This window comes from Janthinobacterium aestuarii, assembly GCF_051380835.1.
Classification (GTDB): domain Bacteria; phylum Pseudomonadota; class Gammaproteobacteria; order Burkholderiales; family Burkholderiaceae_D; genus Janthinobacterium; species Janthinobacterium aestuarii.
The window spans coordinates 1273870-1294539 of record NZ_JBNYXU010000001.1 but is presented as its reverse complement, the minus strand read 5'-3'; the positions used below and the strand labels follow the sequence as shown (position 1 = coordinate 1294539).

Here is a 20670-nt window from a genome sequence, read left to right as displayed (position 1 = left end):
GTGCAGATCGCTAGCGTCTTCTTAAAACTCTTCCCACTCGTCGGCGCCGGACTTGGCCGCTTTGACGGGTTTGACTGGCGCCAGCGCGCGGGCCGGCGCGCGCGGTGCAGCAGCGGCTGGCTTCGCCTTGAGGCGCGTCACGGGCGCAGGCGCCGCGGCAGGACCGGCATCGCCCAGGCGGAACATGCCGACGGCTTGCGCCAGGTCCACGGCCTGCTCCTGCAGGCTTTCCGCGGCGGCGGCGGCCTGCTCGACGAGGGCAGCGTTTTGCTGCGTCATGGTATCCATGTGCGTGACGGCCGTATTGATTTCGCCGATGCCGGCGCTCTGTTCGCGGCTCGCCACCGTGATCTCGCTCATGATGGTCGTCAATTGCTGCACCGAGGCCACCACCTGGTCCATGGTCTGGCCCGCTTCATCGACAAGGCGGCCGCCGGCATCGACCTTCTCCACCGAGTCGCCAATCAATTCCTTGATTTCCTTGGCCGCGCCGGCGGAGCGTTGCGCCAGACTGCGCACTTCGGACGCCACCACGGCAAAGCCCCTGCCCTGCTCGCCCGCGCGCGCCGCCTCGACGGCCGCGTTCAGCGCCAGGATATTCGTCTGGAAGGCGATACCGTCGATCACGCCGATGATGTCGACGATCTTGCGCGAGCTTTCCTGGATGCCGGCCATGGTGCCGACCACCTGCTGCACCACGCGGCCGCCCTTGGCCGCCACTTCCGAGGCGGACACGGCCAGCTCGTTGGCCGCGTGCGCGTTTTCCGCATTCTGCTTGACGGTCGACGTCAGCTCATCCATCGAACTGGCCGTCTCTTCCAGCGCGCCCGCCTGCGCTTCCGTGCGCGAGGACAGGTCGGCGTTGCCGGCGGCAATATCGGCCGACTCGCTGCGCACCAGGGTGCTGATGCTGCGGATCTGCACCAGCACGGTGGCGATCTTTTCGACGAACAAGTTAAACGCCTTGGCGATCTGCGCCAGCTCGTCCGCGCCTTCCGCGTCGAGGCGGCTGGTCAGGTCGCCGTCGCCCGTGGCGATCGCTTCCATCGCATCGCGCACCAGGCCCAGGCGGCGCAGGGCGCGCGCCACCAGCACGCTCAGCACCGTGGCGGCCAGGGCCAGCACCAGCAAGGCCGTCAGAGCCGACGCGCGCAGCATGGAGGTCAATGCCTGCGTCGCTTCTGCGCGATCGAGCACGGTAGCCAGCAGCCAGTCGCTGCCCGGCACTTTACTTACATGCAAGATGCCGTTACGGTCACCGAGGCGAATGGCTGCGCCATCGCCGCTCTTTTCGATATCGGCCAGCGCCTGCGCGCTCAGGCCAGGGTCCAGTTCGGCCAGCGGTTTCAGAGTCAGCTTGCTATCCGGGTGGGCGATGATCTTGCCGCCGCCATCGACGAGGAAGGCATAGCTGGACGCCGTCGGCTTGATTGAAGCGACGTTTTGCACCACTGCATCCATCATCACGTCGGCCGCCATCACGCCCGTCACGCTGCCCTTGCCGCCCAGCGGCTCGGCAAACGTCACCACCAGCTTGCCCGTGCTGGCGCCGATGTACGGCGCCGTGATGATGGGGCCGCCCACTTCGGACGCCAGCTTGTACCAGGGGCGCGCCGTGGGATCGTAGTCGGCGGCGCGCTTGCGCTCCTGCGAAAAGACGGCGTGCTTGTCGGCAAAGCCGATATACGCCATGTCGAACGTGCCCGCCTGCTCGGCCGCCTTCAGGGCCGGCAGCGGATCGGCCGCCGTGGCGCCCTGCTTGAGCGAGCCCACGACGGCTTGCTTGGAACGCAGCCATTCGGCGATGGCCTGCGCGTGGCTGTGCGACAACTGCAGCATCTGCGTGTCGAGCGCGGCCAGGGTGCTGGACCGTGTCGTGAAGAAATTGGCAATGGCGACGGCCAGCATGGCCAGCACGACGATGGAAACGGCGATGGCGATCAGCCGCGCCTTAAGGGAGGACAACATGGTGCATCCAATAAAAAAGAGAAAATCGGGAGGGATGCGCCATGGTCAGGGAATAAGATTTTGTCGTCAAGCAATACCGACAGTCAATTACCCATAAACAACAATTGATACCATATATTAATCATATCTCGCCGCGCAGCTTGCGCAAAGCCGGCAAGTCGCCGCCCGTCGCTTCGAGGCGGAAGCGGGCAAATGCCTGCTCCAGTTCGGGATAGCGGCGCAGGCCGCCTTCATTAAAGTGGCGCCCGCCGGGGATGTCGCCTCATGGCAGCGGTGCGCTCAAGCCCCCGCTGCCCGCCAGGGCCAGCAGCGGCTCGAGCGCGCTGCGCAGATCGGCCACTTCCCCGTCGGCGGGCGCCAGACGGGCCAGCCATTGTTCCAGTTCGGCGGCACGCGCCTGCAAACGCTGTTGATCCATCATCGCTCCTCAATTCTCGATCGTGCCGATCAGCACGGGGGCCGACCACAGGTTGCGGTTGGGCAACAAATACTGCTGCGCCCCACCCTTGCGCCGCACCAGTCCTCCCAGCTCTTGCGTCGGCGCCACCTGGTTGACGAACACGTTGACGGTGCCCTTGGGCATGATCTGATACACATCATACAGCGGCGCCTCGCTCTTCAAGGGCAAGCCGAAACAGTCTGCCAGGGTGGCGCAGCGGCTGGATGCCAGCTGCAATTGCGCGCTGGTGGTGAAATACGGCGAGTACGGCGACACATTCTGGCCATGCGGCACGATCTTTACCAGCGCGGCCGACATCGCTTGCAGGTCGGGCAAGGTGCTGCCGGAAGCGAGCTGCTCGACCGCCCGCGCGTAAATCGTCTCGGCCGGCGCGGCCGGGTCGGCGGCATGCAGTTCGCGCAGCAATTGCTGGCCCGGGGCACTGTCCAGGTAAGGATCGATGGCTTCGCGTTGCAAGCCGGCCGTCTTGAAGGTGCTGAGATCATTGATTTCGCGCGCATGCACGGCGCGCAAGGCGTCGAGGTCTTGCGCCGGCATGGCCGCGGACGCGGCGGCGATGGGGATGGGCAGCGGCACCGGTGTCGGCGCGTTATCCAGCTGCGCCCAGGCGCCGGGCGAAACGGCAAGCAGAAAGGCGGCGGCCAGCCCGCGGAATGTGCGCATGCTGCATCTCCTTGGAAGACTCGGTCAGGGGGAATATCCCCTCCCGAATCTACAAGGCGCAGCAGCGGCCGATGCGAGCTGCATCAAGGCCGGTGCGGGCGTCTGCCCGCACCTTCGACACAGCGCAAACGCGGCGCAAAAAAAACCGCCAGGGCTTGCGCGCTGGCGGTTTTGATCATGCGGCCGGGGCCGCACTCAGGCGAACTTAAGCGGCTGGCGCTTCGTTGCCTTCAGCAGCTTTCATCGACAGTTTCAGACGGCCGCGGTCGTCCGTTTCCAGCACTTTGACGCGAACCAGCTGGCCTTCTTTCAGGTAGTCGGCCACGGCATTGACGCGCTCGTTGGCGATCTGCGAGATGTGCAGCAAGCCGTCCTTGCCTGGCATGACTTGCACGATGGCGCCGAAGTCCAGCAGTTTCAGCACGGTGCCTTCGTAGGTCTTGCCCACTTCGACGGAAGCGGTCAGTTCTTCGATGCGGCGCTTGGCTTCCTGGCCGGCTTGCGCGTCGACGGAAGCGATGGTGACCACGCCTTCGTCGCTGATGTCGATCTGGGTGCCCGTCTCTTCGGTCAGCGCACGGATCACGGCGCCGCCCTTGCCGATCACGTCACGGATTTTTTCCGGGTTGATCTTGATGGTGATCAGACGCGGTGCGAAATCGGACAGTTCGGTTTTGACGTGCGGCATGGCTTTTTGCATTTCGCCCAGGATGTGCTCGCGGCCTTCCTTGGCTTGCGCCAGTGCCACTTGCATGATTTCCTTGGTGATGCCCATGATCTTGATGTCCATCTGCAGCGCCGTGATACCGTTGCGGGTACCGGCTACCTTGAAGTCCATGTCGCCCAGGTGATCTTCGTCGCCCAGAATGTCGGACAGCACGGCAAACTTGCCGCCTTCCTTGATCAGGCCCATGGCGATACCGGCCACGTGTTCTTTCATCGGCACGCCGGCGTCCATCAGTGCCAGGCAGCCGCCGCAGACGGAAGCCATCGACGAGGAACCGTTCGATTCCGTGATTTCCGATACCAGACGCACCGAGTAGCTGAACTCTTCAGCTGCTGGCAGGGCGGCGATCAGCGCGCGCTTGGCCAGGCGGCCGTGGCCGATTTCGCGGCGTTTCGGCGTACCGACACGGCCCGTTTCGCCGGTGGCGAACGGAGGCATGTTGTAATGCAGCATGAACGAATCGGTGAACTCGCCCATCAGCGCATCGATCTTCTGGCTGTCGCGGGCGGTGCCCAGGGTCGCGACGACCAGCGCTTGCGTTTCGCCGCGCGTGAACAGGGCCGAACCGTGGGTACGTGGCAGCACGCTGGTGCGGATCGAGATCGGACGCACGGTGCGCGTGTCGCGGCCGTCGATGCGTGGTTCGCCGTCGAGGATCTGCGTACGCACGATTTTCGCTTCGATGTCGAACAGGATGTTGTTGACTTCAGCGCTGTCGATAGCCGCGCCGCCGGTGGCAGCCACTTCAGCCGACAGGTCGGCGATCACTTCCGACGTCGCTGCTTTCAGCTTGGCCGTACGCTCTTGTTTGTCCTTGGTTTGATACGCATCATTGATCTTGGCGTTGGCGAAATGCGCGACGCGGGCGATCAGTGCTTCGTTTTTCGGCGCAGGCGCCCATTCCACTTCCGGCTTGCCGCCGTCACGCACCAGGTCGTGAATCGCGTCGATGACGACTTTCATCTGGTCGTGGCCGAAGACCACGGCACCCAGCATGATTTCTTCGGACAGCTGTTTCGCTTCCGATTCGACCATCAGCACGGCCGTTTCGGTACCGGCGACAACCAGGTCCATTTCCGACGTTTTCAGTTGCTGGACGGTCGGGTTCAGGATGTACTGGCCATTGGCGTAACCGACGCGCGCGGCGCCGATAGGACCGTTGAAAGGCACGCCCGATACGCACAGGGCAGCCGATGCGCCGATCATGGCGGCGATGTCCGGATCGATTTCAGGGTTGACCGACAACACGTGAATGATGACTTGCACTTCATTCAGGTAGCCTTCCGGGAACAGCGGACGGATAGGACGGTCGATCAGACGGGAGGTCAGTGTTTCTTTTTCGGAAGGACGGCCTTCGCGCTTGAAAAAACCGCCCGGGATTTTACCGGCAGCATAGGTTTTCTCGACATAATCAACCGTCAAAGGGAAGAAATCCTGGCCTGGCTTGGCATCTTTGCGTGCCACTACCGTTGCCAGAACGACGGTATCTTCGATCGACACCAGCACTGCGCCGGATGCCTGACGTGCGATTTCGCCGGTTTCCAGGGTCACTTGATGTTGACCGTACTGGAAGGTTTTCGTAACTTTGTTAAACATGGGGTATCCCTTTTCTAATTGCCGACAGATTTTCAGGGGCTGTCGTTCACCTCACCACAGGCGGCGAAAACTTCGTTGCCGCCTTTACTACTTTACTTTTAAAACATGATATCGGTAGAGAATACTGTACTTCTCGACATAAATCCGGAATTCAAATGACAAAATGCCCGCGTCAGCGAACTGGCGCAGGCATTTCTGTATAAACCTTGTACGGCAAAAATTACTTGCGCAGACCAAGTTTAGCGATCAGGTCGCGATAACGGGTAGCGTCTTTAGCCTTCAGGTAGGACAACAGGCTCTTACGACGGTTGACCATCATGATCAGGCCGCGGCGGGAGTGGTGATCTTTCGAGTGGGCTTTGAAGTGGCCGTTCAGTTCGTTGATGCGAGCTGTCAGCAGTGCAACTTGCACTTCAGGGGAGCCGGTGTCGTTTTGACCACGTGCGTTGTCCGCGATGATAGCGGCTTTGTTGATGTTTTCTACTGTCATGATAAACCTTTCACATGCGGTGCACAGAGTCTGAACCCTATCCACCGTGAACTACGATTATTAAAATACTGGCCTATGCTTCCAACCAGACGCGCAAGTATATCGGAAAAATGCCCGCCTGTATCCTGCCGTGCGCGCTTTTCTCGGTGCATGATAGGGTTTTCCTGCATTTCAGGAGGTCAAACATGAAAAAACTGCTCAAATCAGCAACACCGCTGCTGTTTGCCATGCTGGCCGGCTGCGCCAGCTGGAACGTCCCGCCGCCCCAGCCGGGCGAGCCGCGCGCCGCCGTGGAAGCGCGCCTGGGCCGTCCCACCAATATCTACCAGCTACCCACGGGTCCCGAACTCGAATACGCGACGGGACCGTACGGCCAGTACACGTATATGGCCCGTTTCGGCCCCGACGACAGGTTGATTTCCTACGAACAAGTGCTCGACACGCCAGGCTTTGCCCGCATCAAGGTGGGCGTATCGACCCAGCAAGACGTGCTGCACACCCTGGGCCGCCCGACGGAAACATCGTATCTGTCGTTGCCGAAACTGCACGTCTGGTCCTATCGCTACAAGGAATCGGGCGTATGGGACTCCATGATGCATGTGCACTTCGACCACGACGGCATCGTGCGCATGATGATGAACGGGCCAGATCCGGCCAAGGAAGAGCGGCGCTTCTTCTGGTAGTTAGCGCCCCCTCACGGCTGAGGGTCTATACGCTCATCCTTGGCGTGTAATTTGTTGAGGGCCGACAAATACGCCTTGGCCGAGGCGACGATGATGTCGGAATCAAAGCCCACGCCGTTGACGATGCGCCCGTCGCGCGACAGGCGCATGGTGACCTCGCCCTGCGACTGCGTGCCCGTGCTGATGGCATTGACGGAGAACAGGACCAGCTCGGCGCCGCTGGCGGCCGCGCTTTCGATGGCGTTGACGGTGGCGTCGACGGGGCCGTCGCCCTGCCCTTCACAGCTGCGCTGCTGGCCGCCGACGAGAAACTCCACGCGCGCATGGGGCACGGCGCCCGTCGTCGACTGCTGCGTCAGCGCAACAAAACGGTAGTGCTCACTCTCTTGCGCCTGCGGCTCCTCGCTGACGAGGGCCATGATGTCTTCGTCGAAAATCTCGGATTTTCGGTCGGCCAGCTCCTTGAAACGCAGGAAGGCCGCGTTGACTTCCGCTTCCGATGCCAGAGAAATGCCCAGCTCCTGCAGCCGCTGCTTGAAGGCATTGCGCCCCGACAGTTTGCCGAGCACGATCTTGTTGGCCGTCCAGCCCACATCTTCGGCGCGCATGATTTCATACGTCTCGCGTGCCTTTAAAATGCCGTCCTGATGGATGCCGGACGCGTGCGCGAAAGCGTTCGCACCCACGACGGCCTTGTTCGGCTGCACGGCAAAGCCCGTGATTTGCGACACCATCTTTGATGCGGCCACGATCTGCGTCGTATCGATGCCCACCGTCAAGTTGTAATAGGCGGCGCGTGTGCGCAGCGCCATCACCACTTCTTCCAGCGCCGTGTTGCCGGCCCGCTCGCCCAGGCCATTGACCGTGCATTCGATCTGCCGCGCGCCGCCGATCATGACGCCGGCCAGCGAATTGGCCACAGCCAGGCCTAGGTCGTTATGGCAATGGACGGACCAGATGGCCTTGTCGGAGTTCGGTATGCGTTCGCGCAAGCGCTTGATGGTGGCGCCGAAGATTTCGGGCACGGCGTAACCGACCGTGTCGGGGAAATTGATGGTGTTGGCGCCCTCGGCGATCACGCCCTCGAGCACACGGCAAAGGAAATCTTCATCGGAGCGGCTGCCGTCTTCGGGGCTGAATTCGATGTCGTCCGTGAACTGGCGCGCAAAGCGCACGGCATTTTGCGCCTGCGTAAGCACTTGCTCTGGCGTCATGCGCAGCTTCATCTGCATGTGCAGGGGCGACGTGGCGATAAACGTGTGGATGCGCTTGCGCTCGGCTGGCGCCAGCGCCTCGGCGGCGCGGGCGATGTCACGGTCGTTAGCGCGCGACAGCGAGCAGATGGTGGACTCGCGCACGGCGCCGGCAATCGCCCGTATCGACTCGAAGTCGCCCTGCGAGGCGGCGGCGAAGCCCGCTTCGATCACGTCGACCTTCATGCGCTCGAGCTGCTTGGCGATGCGCAGCTTTTCCTCGCGCGTCATGGAGGCGCCCGGCGATTGCTCGCCGTCGCGCAAGGTGGTGTCAAAAATGATGAGTCGGTTGCTGGTGGTCATGGCTGCTCCTGGCTGGCTGAAGACTGGCGACGCTACCGACTCGCCGCATTAATGCTCGGGGTCGGTCTGGATGATGCTGACGGGCTTGCCCTTCGCCATGCGCCAGAAAAACACGGCGTAGCCGGACAGGCCATACACGACGAAAATCGGGAACAGCACCTTCGGCGGATCGATGGAAATGAGCGCAAAGAACAATGCCAGCAGGAATACCACGATGAAAGGCACGGACTTGCGGAAATTCACATCCTTGAAGCTGTAGAACGGTACGTTGGTGACCATGGTCAGGCCGGAAAACAGGGCGATCGTCCACGACACCCAGGCCAGCTGGTTGCCGGCAAATTCCAGGTCGTTCATCAGCAGGATGAAGCCGGCCACCATGGCAGCCGCAGCCGGGCTGGGCAAGCCCTGGAAGAAGCGCTTGTCGACCACCGCGATATTCGTGTTGAAGCGGGCCAGGCGCAAGGCAGCGCCGGCGCAATACACGAAGGCGGCCAGCCAGCCCAGTTTGCCCATGCCGCGCAGCGACCATTCGTAGATCACCAGCGCCGGCGCGGCGCCGAACGACACCATGTCGGACAGGCTGTCGTACTGGGCGCCGAATTCGCTCTGCGTATTCGTCAGGCGCGCGATGCGTCCGTCCAGGCCATCGAGGATCATGGCGATGAAGATGGCCCAGGCCGCGTGTTCGAATTTCTGGTTCATGGCCATGACGATGGCGTAGAAGCCGCAAAACAGGGCTGCCGTCGTGAAGGCGTTCGGCAACAGATAGATGCCGCGGCGGCGCAAGGTTTTCTTGCCAGTGCCATCGCTCACCGGCTGGCGCGCGAATTTGCTGAAGCGGGACGCTTTGGATACTGCGGGGGTGCCGTTCTTGCCTCTACGACGGGGGAAGTTTGCCATGTTGTTCCATATCATGTGTACTGCGGGGGAATCGGTGCCAGATGGCAGGCGCATGACTGTTACGGCATGCGCCTGCCGATGTTGTCATTATAGAGGAGCCACCGCCAAAGAAAAGCGCGGCGGCGTCAAGCTGACAATATTGATCCCTGTTCAAGCCTTATTTGAACTTGACCTTGGCCACCAGGCCCATGTTCAGGGTCGTTTCGCCCGGCTCGAAGCTCGGTTCGGCCACCTGGTTGCCACCATGGCCCATGGCATCGGCGCTCATGGCGCGCGCGCCGGCCACGTTGACGCGCTGCGCATAATTGCCCGAACCCTCGAAATCGATGGTATCGATCACGGCGTCACTGACGTTGCGCCCCATGGCGCCGGCGATGGCGGCCACGCGCTCGTTGAGGTTCTTGTAGGCGGCGGCGATGCGCTGGTCGTCGAGCTTGCGGATGGTGGCGGGCGCCAGGCCGAAATTCAGGCGGTTCAGGGTCAGCACGCCTTGCGCAGCCGACACGGTCTTCGGCAAGGCGGCCAGGTTGGTCGTCGTCACCTGCAGGTACTGGCCCACTCGCCAGCCGGTCGGCACTCTGGGCTTGGCGGCGACACCAGGCGGCAGCGGCGCCGTTTCCGGGTACACGGCATACGTGTAGTAGCCCTGGGTCTTCAGCACGGCTTGCGGATCGGCTTTCTTGACGATGGCCGCGCCCTGGTTCATCTTCTGGTTCACGCGCGAGGCGGCGGCGGCCTTGTCCTTGTCCTGCTCTTCGACGGCTAGGGTAACGGTCACCTGGTCGTTCGCATGCACCACTTCGCCGTTGGCGGGCACCACTACGAGGGTGCCGGAGGTGGGCAGGGTCTGGGCTTGTGCGCTCAGGGCAACGGTAGCGGCGGCTGCAGCCAGCAGTGATTTCATGACGGTCACGGGGTTCTCCTGGAAAATATGGGGGCAAAAACGACCATGGGGCCAACAGCCCCATGATTTTTAACACAGTCTAACGCGAAAATGTTTCCGCGCTAACGCGCTTACTTGAACTTGACCTTGCCGACGACGCGCATGTCGAGCGTCGTTTCGCCCGGCTCGAAGCTCGGTTCGGCGACGGTGCTGTCTTCGGCCATCTTGGCGCTGCGCATCATCATCGGCGCGGCGGCAGGACGGTTTTCCGTGGCGTAGTTGCCCGAACCTTCGAAGTCCACCGTATCGAGCACGGCGTCGGAGACGTTGCGGCCCATGGCCTTGGCGATGGCGGCCACGCGCTCGTTCAGGTTTTTATACGTGGCGGCGATGCGCTGGTCGTCCAGCAGGCGGATGGTTTCCGGCTTCAGGCCGAAATTCAAGCCGTTCAGGGTCAGCACGCCTTGCGCCGCCGACACGGTCTTTGGCAGGGACGCCAGATTGGCCGTCGTCACTTCCAGGTACTGGCCGACACGCCACGCCGTTGGCAAACGCGGCTTGGCAACGGCGCCAGCCGGCAATGGGCGCTCTTCCGGATACACGGGATAGGTATAGTAGCCGTACGATTTCAATGCCGCCGACGGGTCGGCCTGCTTGACGATGGCAATGCCCTTGTTCATCTTCTGGTTGACACGCGACGCGGCCGCGGCTTTGTCCTTGTCCTGTTCTTCGACGGCCAGGGTAGCGACCACCTGGTCATTGACATGCTTGACTTCGCCAAACGCGGGGACGACCACCAGGGTGCCGTTGGTCGGCAAAGATTGAGCTTGCGCGCTCAGGGCAACGGTGGCTGCGGCGGCAACAAGGACGGATTTCATCACGGTCATGGGGTACTCCTAGGTAGTTAATGTGGCTGACAGCCAGCGAACGGGGCGCTTTTGGTACCCCTTTCGCTTGAGAAACTTGTCAAACTGTGTAGATTCTAACGCCTCATTCATTCCCGTGGCGCAAATTAACAAATCGTCACAAAATGCGCCAGCCAGTCACATCTGCTCACATTTCAACACAGTGTCATCATAAATAACAATGTTATTAGTGGCCGATCACCGCGCCACCGCTGCGCCGGCCAGGCTTGAAACTGTGGCGGTGCGCGCACCAGGCGATGCTCAATGCCACCAGCAGCAAGGCCAGCATGGCCCACGGGAACGATGCAGCGCCATAACCGTCGAGCAGCATGCCACCCGCCAGACCGCCACCCGCGATGGCCACGTTCCAGATAGTCGCCACCATGGCTTGCGCCACGTCCATGCCGTCGCCGGCCGCGTCCGCCGACGCCGTCTGCAGCAAAGTACCGGCGCCGCCAAAGGTGATGCCCCAGATGGCCATGCTGACATAAATGACGGTCGGCGAGTCCATCGCCAGGCCCAGCGCCACCATCACGAGGGCAAAGGCGGCGATGCAGCCCAGCACGAGCGGGCGCAGCCAGCGGTCGATCAGCTGGCTGACCAGCCAGATGCCGGCCAGCGAACCCACGCCATACACGAGCAGCACCAGGTCAACGCGGGGACGCAAGCCGGACGGCGCCAGGAACGGCGCGATGTAGGTATACAGAATGTTATGCGCCAGCATCCAGGCAACGATCACCGCCAGAATCGGCCGCACGCCCGGCGTCATGAATACCTGGCGGATCGACAGGCGCTCGCCATTCTTTTGCCCCGGATAATCGGGCACGGCCAGCAGCACCCACGCGACCAGCACCACGGCCAGGCCCGACATGATGCCGAAGATGCTGCGCCAGCCCAGGACGCCGCCCATCAGGGTGCCCAGCGGCACGCCCAAGGAGAGGGCCAGCGGCGTGCCGATCATGGCAATGGCCATCGCCCTGCCCTGCTGCTCCACGCTGACCATGCGGCGTGCGTATCCCGCCATCAAGCCCCAGGCCAGCCCGGCTGCCATGCCGGTGACGAAGCGCGAAACCAGGGCAACGATATAGTTGGGCGACAGGGCCGTCGCCGTGTTGAAGATCAAAAAGCCGATGATGGCCAGCAGCAAGACATTGCGCCGGCGCCAGCCGCTCGTCAGCGCCGTCAGGGGAATCGCCGTCAGGATGGAACCGATGGCGTAGACGGTCACCAGCTGGCCCGTCATGACTTCGGAAATACCGAGATCGCGGGCAATCTGCGGCAGCAAGCCGGCCGGCAAAGTTTCCGACAGGAGGGCGAGAAACGCCGTCATGGCCAGGGCCAGCAAGGCCAGCACGGGGAGACGTTCGGAAATGGAAGATTCGGCAGTACCCGGCATGGGTACTGTTGCGGTAGTGCGGTCGGTCATAGGGGTCCTTCTGGTTGCGCAAGCGGCTCAATAAACTAGCGCCTGGCGTGCTACGAAAGCGGTGATGCGCGTTGCGGTCGGCAGATACCGAAACAGATGCAGTCCACAGGAAACTGCAAAGGAAGGGCGGAATTATATAGGAATATAAAAAGACAGGCGGCGGGCGAAAAGCGCGCGGGCGGGAGCAGCCGTGCTCAAGCTGGCGTCATGCAGGCATCATTGGCCGCCTTGCGTGGCGAAAACCAGGCATTCGATTTCGGACTGTACAGCAAGGCGCAGATGACGGCGAACGTCAGCGCGCCAGGCAAGACATTCATCTTGAGCGGCACGGTCGCCAGGCTGAGCGCAATGTCGATCACGCCCCACACCAGATACACAGTGCGCGCGCCACGCTGCCTTTGCAGCATGGCCAGCGCTGCCACCAGGGTAATGCCCAGGCTGGCCAGCAAGATCGCGTATTGCGCCTCGGCGGGAATCGCGCTGTGCGCCATCCACGCCTGCATCGCGGGATCGTTGCGGCCGAGGTAAGCCGACACGAGGGATGACAGAGAACCGATGACCAGAAACCAGCAACTGATGGCAAGCGAGACGGGGCGCTTGACCACATGAAGATTCCCGACAAAAACTTTAGAAAAAACAAGCATGGTGCGAACGGTATTGTTGAATGGGCCTGATTGTAACGGATGTTGCCTTCCAAACGCCTGCATAAAAAAAGCCGGCTTGCGCCGGCTTCTTGTGAAGCACTACAACTGCCTAAGTAACCCCCAATAAATTATTGTGATTTCTGACTTCCATAACCGGCGCTCTGCGGCGTTGCCCGCTGCTAGCAGTGCTCGCACTGCGTCGCAGCGGGCGCCTTGCATAGCATCCGGTTCTGTTCGTCATAATTTCACAATAATTTCCTGAGGATTACTTAGTTTTTCGACTGGTCAACCATCTTGTTCTTGGCGATCCAAGGCATCATGGCGCGCAGTTTCGCGCCCACTTCTTCGATCTGGTGCTCGGACGTCAGGCGACGGCGCGAGATCAGGGTCGGTGCGCCTGCCTTGTTTTCCAGGATGAAGCTCTTCGCGTATTCGCCCGTTTGAATGTCTTTCAGGCATTGACGCATCGCATCCTTGGTGGCCGACGTCACGACCTTAGGACCGGTCACGTATTCGCCGTATTCGGCGTTGTTCGAGATCGAGTAGTTCATGTTGGCGATGCCGCCTTCATAGATCAGGTCGACGATCAGTTTCAGTTCGTGCAAGCACTCGAAGTACGCCATTTCAGGCGCGTAGCCCGCTTCCGTCAGGGTTTCGAAGCCGGCCTTGATCAGTTCCACGGCGCCGCCGCACAGCACGGCTTGTTCGCCGAACAGATCCGTTTCGGTTTCTTCGCGGAAGTTCGTTTCGATGATGCCGGCACGGCCGCCGCCGTTGGCCGATGCGTACGACAGGGCGATATCGCGGGCGATGCCCGATTTGTCCTGGTACACGGCGATCAGGTGGGGCACGCCGCCGCCCTGGGTGTAGGTGGCGCGCACGGTGTGGCCTGGCGCTTTCGGCGCGACCATGATCACGTCCAGATCGGCGCGTGGCACGACTTGGCCGTAATGCACGTTGAAGCCGTGGGCGAAGGCCAGCACGGCGCCTTGCTTGGCGAACGGGGCGATGTTTTCGTTGTAGACCTGGGCGATGTTTTCATCTGGCAGCAAGATCATGATGACGTCGGCCGCTTTCACGGCGTCGTTGACTTCCGCCACTTTCAGACCGGCTTGCTCGACCTTGGTCCACGAAGCGCCGCCCTTGCGCAGGCCGACGGTGACGTTGACGCCCGAATCGTTCAGGTTTTGCGCGTGTGCATGGCCTTGCGAACCGTAGCCGATGATGGCAACGTTTTTACCTTTGATCAAGGAGAGGTCAGCGTCTTTGTCGTAAAAAACTTTCATGGTATTTCCTATATATTTGATGATGCGTTGTTGTTTTAAATGCGGCGCCAGGGCCGCGTAGTGCTGCTTGTATTTTTATACTTTGAGGATGCGTTCGCCGCGGCCGATGCCGGAACCACCGGTACGGACGGTTTCCAGGATGGCGGCGCGGTCGATCGAATCGATGAACGCGTCGAGCTTGACCTTGTTGCCGGTCAGTTCGATCGTGTACGTCTTTTCGGTGACATCGATGATGCGGCCACGGAAGATATCGGCGGTGCGCTTCATTTCCTCGCGTTCCTTGCCCACGGCACGAACCTTGATCAGCATCAACTCGCGTTCAATATGCTGGCCTTCGGTCAGGTCCACCACCTTGACCACCTCGATGAGGCGGTTCAAGTGCTTGGTGATCTGCTCGATGATGTCGTCCGAACCGCTGGTGACGATGGTCATGCGCGACAGGGTCGAGTCTTCCGTCGGCGCCACCGTCAATGTTTCGATGTTGTAGCCGCGTGCCGAGAACAGGCCCACCACGCGCGACAGGGCACCCGCTTCGTTTTCCAGCAAGACAGAAATAATATGGCGCATGATTAGAGATCCTCCGAACCGAGCATCATTTCGGACAGGCCCTTGCCGGCTTTCACCATTGGCCACACGTTTTCGGACTGGTCGGTAATGAAGTTCATGAATACCAGCCTGTCTTTCATGCCAAACGCCTCTTTCAGGGCGCCGTCGACGTCACCCGGTTTTTCAATTTTCATGCCCACGTGGCCATACGCTTCCGCCAGCTTCTCGAAGTCGGGCAGCGAATCCATGTACGACTCGGAATAGCGCGAACCGTAATCGATTTCCTGCCACTGGCGCACCATGCCGAGGAAACGGTTGTTGAGCATGATGATCTTCGGCGTCAGGTGATACTGCTTGCACGTGGCGAGTTCCTGGATGCACATCTGGATCGAACCTTCACCCGTGATGCAGGCAACGGTGGCGTCCGGATTGGCCATCTGCACGCCCATGGCGTACGGCAAGCCGACACCCATGGTGCCCAGGCCGCCGGAATTGATCCAGCGGCGCGGCTTGTCGAAGCCATAATATTGCGCAGCCCACATCTGGTGCTGGCCCACGTCGGACGTGATGAAGGCGTCGCCCTTGGTGATCTGGAACACCTTTTCCACCACCGATTGCGGCTTGATGACCAGGTCGGAGGTCGGGTATTTCAGGCATTCGCGGCCACGCCATTCGGCGATCTGCTTCCACCAGTTGCTCAAGGCATTGACGTTCGGCTTGGCTTCGGCCGCGTCCAGTTGCGCGAGGAACTCGATCAGCACGTCCTTGACGTTGCCGACGATGGGGATATCGACCTTGACGCGCTTGGAAATCGACGATGGATCGATGTCCACGTGGATGATTTTGCGCGGATGCGAGGCGAAATGTTTCGGGTTGCCGATCACGCGGTCATCGAAACGGGCGCCGATGGCGATCAGGACGTCGCAGTTCTGCATCGCCATGTTCGCTTCATAGGTGCCGTGCATGCCGGGCATGCCGACATACTGCTCGCTCGAGGCGCGGTAGCCGCCCAGGCCCATCAAGGTGTTGGTGCACGGGAAACCCAGGCGGTCGACCAGCTTGTTCAGCTCGGGAGCCGCATGCGCGAGGATGACGCCGCCACCCGTGTAGATCATCGGGCGTTCGGCTTGCAGCAACAGCTGCACGGCCTTGCGGATCTGGCCCGAGTGGCCCTTGTCGACGGGACGGTAGGAACGCATCTCGACTTCCTTCGGATAGTCGAAATGGCACTTGTGCATGCTGATATCCTTGGGGATATCGACCAGCACGGGTCCCGGACGGCCGGTACGGGCGATGAAGAAGGCTTTCTTGATCGTCGCTGCCAGGTCCTTGACGTCCTTGACGAGGAAGTTGTGCTTGACGACGGGGCGCGTGATGCCGACCGTGTCGCATTCCTGGAACGCATCCTGACCGATGGCGTGGCTCGGCACCTGGCCGGAAATCACGACCATGGGAATCGAGTCCATGTACGCGGTGGACAAGCCCGTGACGGCATTCGTGACGCCCGGACCGGACGTGACGATGGCGACACCGACCTTGTTCGAGCTGCGCGAATAGGCATCGGCGGCGTGGATCGCGGCCTGCTCGTGGCGTACCAGGATATGCTGGAATTTGTTTTGCTGGAAGATGGCGTCGTAGATGTACAGTACGGCTCCGCCCGGATATCCAAAGACGTGCTCGACGCCCTCTTCAGCCAGACAGCGCACGACAATTTCTGCGCCGGTAATGGGTCCTGCTGCTGCTTCGGTATTCATGAAACATTCCTTTCAAGGTCCATTGGAGATTGATCGGATGTTCTTTCCTGACGAAGTTCGCCGTGCGCGACAGTGCTCCTGCTTCCCTTTTCATGCGGTCACGACATTTCTTTGGGCACCCATAGATACCTTACAAAACAACGCTTAACGCAACTCGTTTGGCCGGAGTTTCTGTGGCGCCTGTACGAACCGCTCGCGCTTGTGGCGCGGGTTAGAACAAACTGCCTACAAATGAAAGCGCGTCTTGCCGCGGATGGCCTTGTGTGCCGGTCGCGACCTGACCATAGGGCTTTGGGGTGTTCAAAGCGTCCCATACGTTATCGCGTTGCACCATTATGGTCAAGGAAAATGTCAGCCGAAAGGCCATTTCGCCCGCACGCCGTGCAAAAACCCTGCGGAAACGCACATTTTTTGCTAGCATGCACGGGGTTGCAAAAAGCATACCCGCCCCCATTTCGCCCACCGCTCCCAGCAGCCGCTAAGATCTCCATACCGCATGGCAACAGACAAAGAATTATCCGACTTTCTAGAAAATGTCGAGCGGCGCGCTTTCAAGCAGGCCGCCTACGCGGTCCGCAAGGAAGAATCGGCACTCGACATCGTGCAGGACGCCATGATCAAGCTGGCCGAGAAATACGGCGACAAGCCGGCCGCCGAACTGCCGATGCTGTTCCAGCGCATCTTGCAGAACACCATCCTTGATTATTTCCGCCGCGAAAAAGTTCGCAACACCTGGATCAGCCTGTTTTCCGGCATGAAGCCCTCGGGCGACGAGCATGAAGATTTTGATATACTTGATACTTATGAATCGGAACAGGGCTCGAGTGCCGCCGAATCGTCGGCCGACCAGGTCGAGCGCGCGCAAATCCTTGATTTGATTGATGCAGAGGTACAAAAACTGCCCTCACGTCAACGCGAAGCCTTCCTCATGCGTTACTGGCAGGACATGGATGTGGCTGAAACAGCGGAAGCGATGGGTTGCTCCGAAGGTAGCGTGAAAACACATTGCTCTAGAGCTACCCACACGCTCGCCGAATCGCTGAAAGCCAAGGGAATTAAATTATGAACACCGACGATCTCAATTTCGCTTACAAAGTGCGCCATGCACTGAACGAAAAACTCGACGACCTGCCCGCATCGGCCACCGATCGCCTGGCAGCGGCACGCAAGCTGGCCTTGTCGCGCAAGAAGGCGGACGCCCCTGCCGCCGTCGCCGTGCGCCAGAACGTGTTCGCCGGCGTGGCCAGCGGCCTGTTCGTCGAGCCGCTGTCGTGGCTGGGCCGCATGAGCGTCATCATCCCCCTGCTGCTGCTCGTTGGCGGCCTGGTGGGCATCTATCAGTTTGAGCAGGAACAACATATTGCCGAACTGGCAGAAATCGACGCCGCCGTGCTGTCGGACGAATTGCCGCTGTCCGCCTATATGGACCATGGCTTCAATGCCTACCTGACGAAACGCGAGCAATAAATGGCACGCACGAGCGTACGCAAAGGCTGGCTGGCCGGCGGCATCGGCCTGGGTGCGTGCGCCCTGGCGGGCGCCGCCTGGGTAGGCGCGCAGCAACATGCCGCACCCGCCGCTCCTCCCGTGGTGGCAGCGCCCGTGGCGGTGCCGGTGCCGGCCGTCAAGCCCGGCTCGCCCCGCACGGGCGGCAAGGGCGGCACGCCGAAGGCTGGCGAGAATCCATCATGGAACAAGCTGTCGCGCGCGCAACAGGAAGCCCTGCAACCGCTGGCGGGCGAATGGAACAAGCTGGAAGCCTTGCGCAAGCAGAAATGGCTCGATATCGCCAACCGTTTCGCCTCCATGACGGCCGACGAGCAAATCCGCGTGCATGAACGCATGCGCGAATGGGTCAAGCTGACGCCGGAACAGCGCCGCCTCGTGCGCGAAAACTATACGCGCACGAAAAAGATCGATCCGGGTCAAAAAACCGCGCAATGGGAGCAATACCAGCAATTGCCGGAAGATCAAAAGAAAAAGCTGGCGACGGAACTCGTGCCGAAAAAACCACTGGGCAAGGTGCCGGCGATCAATTCGACCACGACCAAGCCGCCGGTGCTCATGGCGCCCGCCACGCCGGCGGCGCCTGCCGCCGTGCCTGCCCTGCCGCCCGCTCCCGCAGCGACGGCCGTGCCGGCAGGCGATCCTGCCGGCACCACGCCACCCGCCGCCGTGCCCGTCACGCCACCTGCCACGCCCGCCCCACTGCCAACCAATGCCAAATAGCACGCCTGTCGCCAGCATCACTTCCCATCCCACGATCAAGCGCCGCCTGATTTCCATGGTGTACGAGTCGCTGCTGGCCCTGGCCGTGCTGTTTTTGCCGTTTCTGCTGTTTGAACTGGCCGTGCAAGGCGCGCATACGCCGTTGACGGAACACATGCGCCAATGCCTGGCCTTCCTCGTCATGGGCGCGTATTTCATCCATCAGTGGAGCCGCGAAGGGCAAACCCTGGCCATGAAAACGTGGCGCCTGAAAGTCGTGCTGGCGGGCCGCGCCCACGTGCCGCTGCGCGTGGCCGCCTACCGCTACGTCCTGTCATGGATGTGGCTGCTGCCAGCCCTGCTCGTATCGTATCTGCTGGACTTGCAGCACTGGACGGCCCTGGGCGCCATCGGCGTGGGCATCCTGGCCTGGTCCAGCACGGCCCTGTTCACGGGCAATGGTCAATTCCTCCACGACAAGCTGGTGGGCACGCAGATCGTGCAATTGCCGGCCCCCGCGAAGAAGCCAAAGAAAGTCGCCGCCTGAGTTTTTACGCGGCTTGACCTGGGTCATTGAAGCGCCACGGGGGCTCTGCGATCATGGCATGCCATGAAGAATACCGCCCCCCTCCCCCACACACGCTTCGCCCCCTACCGCGAGGAAGTCTGCAGCGAAGACGAAGTCAAGCATCTTGTCCACACCTTTTATGCGGCCGCGCGCGACGACGCCATGCTGGGCCCCATCTTTGCCGCCGAGGTCAAGGATTGGGATGCTCACCTGGCAACATTGATCGATTTCTGGTCAGGCTTGCTGCGCGGCACCATGCGCTACCATGGCAAGCCGCTGGCCCAGCATGCGCAAATGGAAAACCTCACGCCCTGCATGTTCCGCCGCTGGCTGACCCTGTTCTTCGCCACGACCGAGAGCATGGGCAACCCGGCCCTGCAAGAGAAGGCCGATACCATCGCGCTGAATATCGCCGAGCGGCTATGGAAAAGCTTTGCGGAAAGCCATTCAATACAAATGCATCTCGAAGCAAAAAAGCAGCCTCACGACGCCTGAGAAAACCGTAGCGAGCGGAAGCTAATTGTGGCTAAGAAGCGCAACTGTACTCTAGTACAGTGAGCATCGCAGGCCGCAAATAGCGACGCACAGCAGGTTTGCTCAGGTGTTCCTAGAAGCGCTCGTAACCCTGCAAGTAACGCCATTGCCCTACGGGCATGGCGCCCATCGGGATGCGGCCGATACGCAAGCGCTTCATGGCGACGACGTCCAGTCCCACCATCTTGCACATATGGGCGATCTGGCCCGGCTGCACGTTTTTCAGGGCGAAACGCAAGCGCGTTTCATTTTGCCAGCTGACCTTGATCGGCGGCAAAGGCTTGCCATTGAACGGCAAGCCGTGATTGAGCAGCGCCAGGCCGTTTTCAGCGATGGCGCCCGACACTTCCACGATGAATTCCTGCTCCACCGTTTTCGCTTCGTCGACCAGTTTGCGGGCCACGCGAAAATCCTGCGTGAACACCAGCAGGCCGGACGCCATGGTGTCGAGCGGATTGGTGATGGTCAAACCGATCAGGTGGCGCTTGAGGAAGCGCGTGACGGAGCTGGGCGCCACATTGTCCGGCGTGAAAATCTCTTCGGGACGCAAACAGCTCAATGCGGGCTTCCCCTCGCTGCCGATACCGCCGTTAATCCCAGCCGGCTTGTGCAGCAGAATCGTCACGGGCGGCATCTCATCGAGGGTCGCGTTTGGCAGCAGTACCACTTCCTGGTTGTCCCCCACGCGCGCGCCCGACTCTTCCACCGGCACGCCATCGACCGTCACCCAGCCGCCCTCGATATACAGCTCGGCCTCGCGGCGCGAACAGGGCACGTCTTCAGACAGACGCTTGGCCAGGCGGACAGTGGGCATTTCGATTGGTGTGGTCATGGGGATGCGCAAAAAGCAAGGGAGGAGAAAGCCGGTATTGT

21 protein-coding genes are annotated in these 20670 nt (G+C 61.1%); 6 read left to right on the top strand and 15 right to left on the bottom strand.

Annotation, left to right across the window (positions count from 1 at the left end):
* Positions 1 to 21: 21 nt before the first annotated feature.
* The 5 genes from ACQ4WO_RS05825 to rpsO form a co-directional block, all read right to left on the bottom strand.
* Positions 22 to 1968: a methyl-accepting chemotaxis protein gene (locus ACQ4WO_RS05825; RefSeq protein ID WP_436480569.1), complete on the bottom strand. Its 1947-nt coding sequence runs from the start codon at positions 1966 to 1968 to the stop codon at positions 22 to 24.
* Positions 1969 to 2230: 262 nt separating this feature from the next.
* Positions 2231 to 2386, bottom strand: coding sequence for a hypothetical protein (locus tag ACQ4WO_RS05820; RefSeq protein WP_436480568.1), 156 nt, complete (start codon positions 2384 to 2386; stop codon positions 2231 to 2233).
* 9 nt (positions 2387 to 2395) lie between these two features.
* The gene (locus tag ACQ4WO_RS05815; RefSeq protein WP_436480567.1) at positions 2396 to 3091 is read right to left on the bottom strand and encodes a hypothetical protein; all 696 of its coding nucleotides are present in this window, start codon (positions 3089 to 3091) and stop codon (positions 2396 to 2398) included.
* 205 nt (positions 3092 to 3296) lie between these two features.
* Positions 3297 to 5414, bottom strand: coding sequence for a polyribonucleotide nucleotidyltransferase (pnp, locus tag ACQ4WO_RS05810; RefSeq protein WP_128142471.1), 2118 nt, complete (start codon positions 5412 to 5414; stop codon positions 3297 to 3299).
* Between the two features lie 220 nt (positions 5415 to 5634).
* Positions 5635 to 5904 carry a 30S ribosomal protein S15 gene (gene rpsO / locus ACQ4WO_RS05805; RefSeq protein WP_010399743.1) on the bottom strand — a complete coding sequence of 90 codons (270 nt, stop codon included), beginning with the start codon at positions 5902 to 5904 and terminating at the stop codon, positions 5635 to 5637.
* Between the two features lie 185 nt (positions 5905 to 6089).
* Between rpsO and bamE the strand changes: the two genes are divergently transcribed.
* A complete protein-coding gene (bamE, locus tag ACQ4WO_RS05800) occupies positions 6090 to 6587 on the top strand; it encodes an outer membrane protein assembly factor BamE domain-containing protein (RefSeq protein WP_128142470.1) in 498 nt (165 codons plus the stop codon).
* An 11-nt stretch (positions 6588 to 6598) separates the two neighbouring features.
* Here the strand turns inward: bamE and ACQ4WO_RS05795 are convergent, their stop codons facing one another.
* The 9 genes from ACQ4WO_RS05795 to ACQ4WO_RS05755 all read right to left on the bottom strand — a co-directional run bounded on the left by ACQ4WO_RS05795 (position 6599) and on the right by ACQ4WO_RS05755 (position 16487).
* Positions 6599 to 8143 carry a 2-isopropylmalate synthase gene (locus ACQ4WO_RS05795; RefSeq protein WP_436480566.1) on the bottom strand — a complete coding sequence of 515 codons (1545 nt, stop codon included), beginning with the start codon at positions 8141 to 8143 and terminating at the stop codon, positions 6599 to 6601.
* Between the two features lie 48 nt (positions 8144 to 8191).
* Complete coding sequence (gene pssA, locus ACQ4WO_RS05790) at positions 8192 to 9043, bottom strand: CDP-diacylglycerol--serine O-phosphatidyltransferase (RefSeq protein WP_034750030.1); 852 nt, start codon at positions 9041 to 9043, stop codon at positions 8192 to 8194.
* A gap of 157 nt (positions 9044 to 9200) precedes the next feature.
* Entirely contained in the window at positions 9201 to 9956 is a 756-nt protein-coding gene (locus ACQ4WO_RS05785) for an SIMPL domain-containing protein (protein ID WP_331777999.1), read from the bottom strand.
* 101 nt (positions 9957 to 10057) lie between these two features.
* Positions 10058 to 10813, bottom strand: a complete 756-nt coding sequence (locus tag ACQ4WO_RS05780) for an SIMPL domain-containing protein (RefSeq protein WP_436480565.1) — start codon at positions 10811 to 10813, stop codon at positions 10058 to 10060.
* Positions 10814 to 11018: 205 nt separating this feature from the next.
* Positions 11019 to 12257 (bottom strand): MFS transporter, encoded by a 1239-nt coding sequence (locus ACQ4WO_RS05775; protein WP_436480564.1) that lies wholly within the window; start codon positions 12255 to 12257, stop codon positions 11019 to 11021.
* Between the two features lie 194 nt (positions 12258 to 12451).
* Entirely contained in the window at positions 12452 to 12862 is a 411-nt protein-coding gene (locus tag ACQ4WO_RS05770; protein WP_436480563.1) for a hypothetical protein, read from the bottom strand.
* Positions 12863 to 13170: 308 nt separating this feature from the next.
* Positions 13171 to 14187, bottom strand: coding sequence for a ketol-acid reductoisomerase (ilvC, locus tag ACQ4WO_RS05765; RefSeq protein WP_034750044.1), 1017 nt, complete (start codon positions 14185 to 14187; stop codon positions 13171 to 13173).
* Positions 14188 to 14262: 75 nt separating this feature from the next.
* On the bottom strand, positions 14263 to 14754 hold the full coding sequence (gene ilvN / locus ACQ4WO_RS05760; RefSeq protein WP_010399754.1) for an acetolactate synthase small subunit: 492 nt from the start codon (positions 14752 to 14754) through the stop codon (positions 14263 to 14265).
* Between the two features lie 2 nt (positions 14755 to 14756).
* Positions 14757 to 16487 carry an acetolactate synthase 3 catalytic subunit gene (locus ACQ4WO_RS05755; protein WP_051991041.1) on the bottom strand — a complete coding sequence of 577 codons (1731 nt, stop codon included), beginning with the start codon at positions 16485 to 16487 and terminating at the stop codon, positions 14757 to 14759.
* 496 nt (positions 16488 to 16983) lie between these two features.
* Here ACQ4WO_RS05755 and ACQ4WO_RS05750 point away from each other — a divergent pair, with 496 nt between their 5' ends.
* The 5 genes from ACQ4WO_RS05750 (at position 16984) to ACQ4WO_RS05730 (ending at position 19758) form a co-directional block, all read left to right on the top strand.
* Positions 16984 to 17553, top strand: a complete 570-nt coding sequence (locus ACQ4WO_RS05750) for an RNA polymerase sigma factor (protein WP_436480562.1) — start codon at positions 16984 to 16986, stop codon at positions 17551 to 17553.
* Entirely contained in the window at positions 17550 to 17954 is a 405-nt protein-coding gene (locus ACQ4WO_RS05745) for a DUF3619 family protein (RefSeq protein ID WP_141170161.1), read from the top strand. The genes ACQ4WO_RS05750 and ACQ4WO_RS05745 overlap by 4 nt, the downstream gene beginning before the upstream one ends.
* Positions 17955 to 18716, top strand: a complete 762-nt coding sequence (locus ACQ4WO_RS05740) for a DUF3106 domain-containing protein (protein ID WP_436480561.1) — start codon at positions 17955 to 17957, stop codon at positions 18714 to 18716.
* Positions 18706 to 19242 (top strand): RDD family protein, encoded by a 537-nt coding sequence (locus ACQ4WO_RS05735; protein ID WP_436480560.1) that lies wholly within the window; start codon positions 18706 to 18708, stop codon positions 19240 to 19242. The genes ACQ4WO_RS05740 and ACQ4WO_RS05735 overlap by 11 nt, the downstream gene beginning before the upstream one ends.
* 63 nt (positions 19243 to 19305) lie before the next feature.
* Entirely contained in the window at positions 19306 to 19758 is a 453-nt protein-coding gene (locus tag ACQ4WO_RS05730; protein WP_436480559.1) for a group III truncated hemoglobin, read from the top strand.
* Positions 19759 to 19870: 112 nt separating this feature from the next.
* Here the strand turns inward: ACQ4WO_RS05730 and ACQ4WO_RS05725 are convergent, their stop codons facing one another.
* Positions 19871 to 20629 (bottom strand): rRNA pseudouridine synthase, encoded by a 759-nt coding sequence (locus ACQ4WO_RS05725; RefSeq protein WP_436480558.1) that lies wholly within the window; start codon positions 20627 to 20629, stop codon positions 19871 to 19873.
* Between the last annotated feature and the right edge of the window lie 41 nt (positions 20630 to 20670).

Excerpts from the sequence above, each read along its gene's own strand:
- ACQ4WO_RS05825 (WP_436480569.1), bottom strand. The coding sequence starts at position 1,968 with ATGTTGTCCTCCCTTAAGGCGCGGCTGATCGCCATCGCCGTTTCCATC.
- ACQ4WO_RS05820 (WP_436480568.1), bottom strand. The coding sequence starts at position 2,386 with ATGGATCAACAGCGTTTGCAGGCGCGTGCCGCCGAACTGGAACAATGG.
- ACQ4WO_RS05815 (WP_436480567.1), bottom strand. The coding sequence starts at position 3,091 with ATGCGCACATTCCGCGGGCTGGCCGCCGCCTTTCTGCTTGCCGTTTCG.
- pnp (WP_128142471.1), bottom strand. The coding sequence starts at position 5,414 with ATGTTTAACAAAGTTACGAAAACCTTCCAGTACGGTCAACATCAAGTG.
- rpsO (WP_010399743.1), bottom strand. The coding sequence starts at position 5,904 with ATGACAGTAGAAAACATCAACAAAGCCGCTATCATCGCGGACAACGCA.
- bamE (WP_128142470.1), top strand. The coding sequence starts at position 6,090 with ATGAAAAAACTGCTCAAATCAGCAACACCGCTGCTGTTTGCCATGCTG.
- ACQ4WO_RS05795 (WP_436480566.1), bottom strand. The coding sequence starts at position 8,143 with ATGACCACCAGCAACCGACTCATCATTTTTGACACCACCTTGCGCGAC.
- pssA (WP_034750030.1), bottom strand. The coding sequence starts at position 9,043 with ATGGCAAACTTCCCCCGTCGTAGAGGCAAGAACGGCACCCCCGCAGTA.
- ACQ4WO_RS05780 (WP_436480565.1), bottom strand. The coding sequence starts at position 10,813 with ATGACCGTGATGAAATCCGTCCTTGTTGCCGCCGCAGCCACCGTTGCC.
- ACQ4WO_RS05775 (WP_436480564.1), bottom strand. The coding sequence starts at position 12,257 with ATGACCGACCGCACTACCGCAACAGTACCCATGCCGGGTACTGCCGAA.
- ilvC (WP_034750044.1), bottom strand. The coding sequence starts at position 14,187 with ATGAAAGTTTTTTACGACAAAGACGCTGACCTCTCCTTGATCAAAGGT.
- ilvN (WP_010399754.1), bottom strand. The coding sequence starts at position 14,754 with ATGCGCCATATTATTTCTGTCTTGCTGGAAAACGAAGCGGGTGCCCTG.
- ACQ4WO_RS05755 (WP_051991041.1), bottom strand. The coding sequence starts at position 16,487 with ATGAATACCGAAGCAGCAGCAGGACCCATTACCGGCGCAGAAATTGTC.
- ACQ4WO_RS05750 (WP_436480562.1), top strand. The coding sequence starts at position 16,984 with ATGGCAACAGACAAAGAATTATCCGACTTTCTAGAAAATGTCGAGCGG.
- ACQ4WO_RS05745 (WP_141170161.1), top strand. The coding sequence starts at position 17,550 with ATGAACACCGACGATCTCAATTTCGCTTACAAAGTGCGCCATGCACTG.
- ACQ4WO_RS05740 (WP_436480561.1), top strand. The coding sequence starts at position 17,955 with ATGGCACGCACGAGCGTACGCAAAGGCTGGCTGGCCGGCGGCATCGGC.
- ACQ4WO_RS05735 (WP_436480560.1), top strand. The coding sequence starts at position 18,706 with ATGCCAAATAGCACGCCTGTCGCCAGCATCACTTCCCATCCCACGATC.
- ACQ4WO_RS05730 (WP_436480559.1), top strand. The coding sequence starts at position 19,306 with ATGAAGAATACCGCCCCCCTCCCCCACACACGCTTCGCCCCCTACCGC.
- ACQ4WO_RS05725 (WP_436480558.1), bottom strand. The coding sequence starts at position 20,629 with ATGACCACACCAATCGAAATGCCCACTGTCCGCCTGGCCAAGCGTCTG.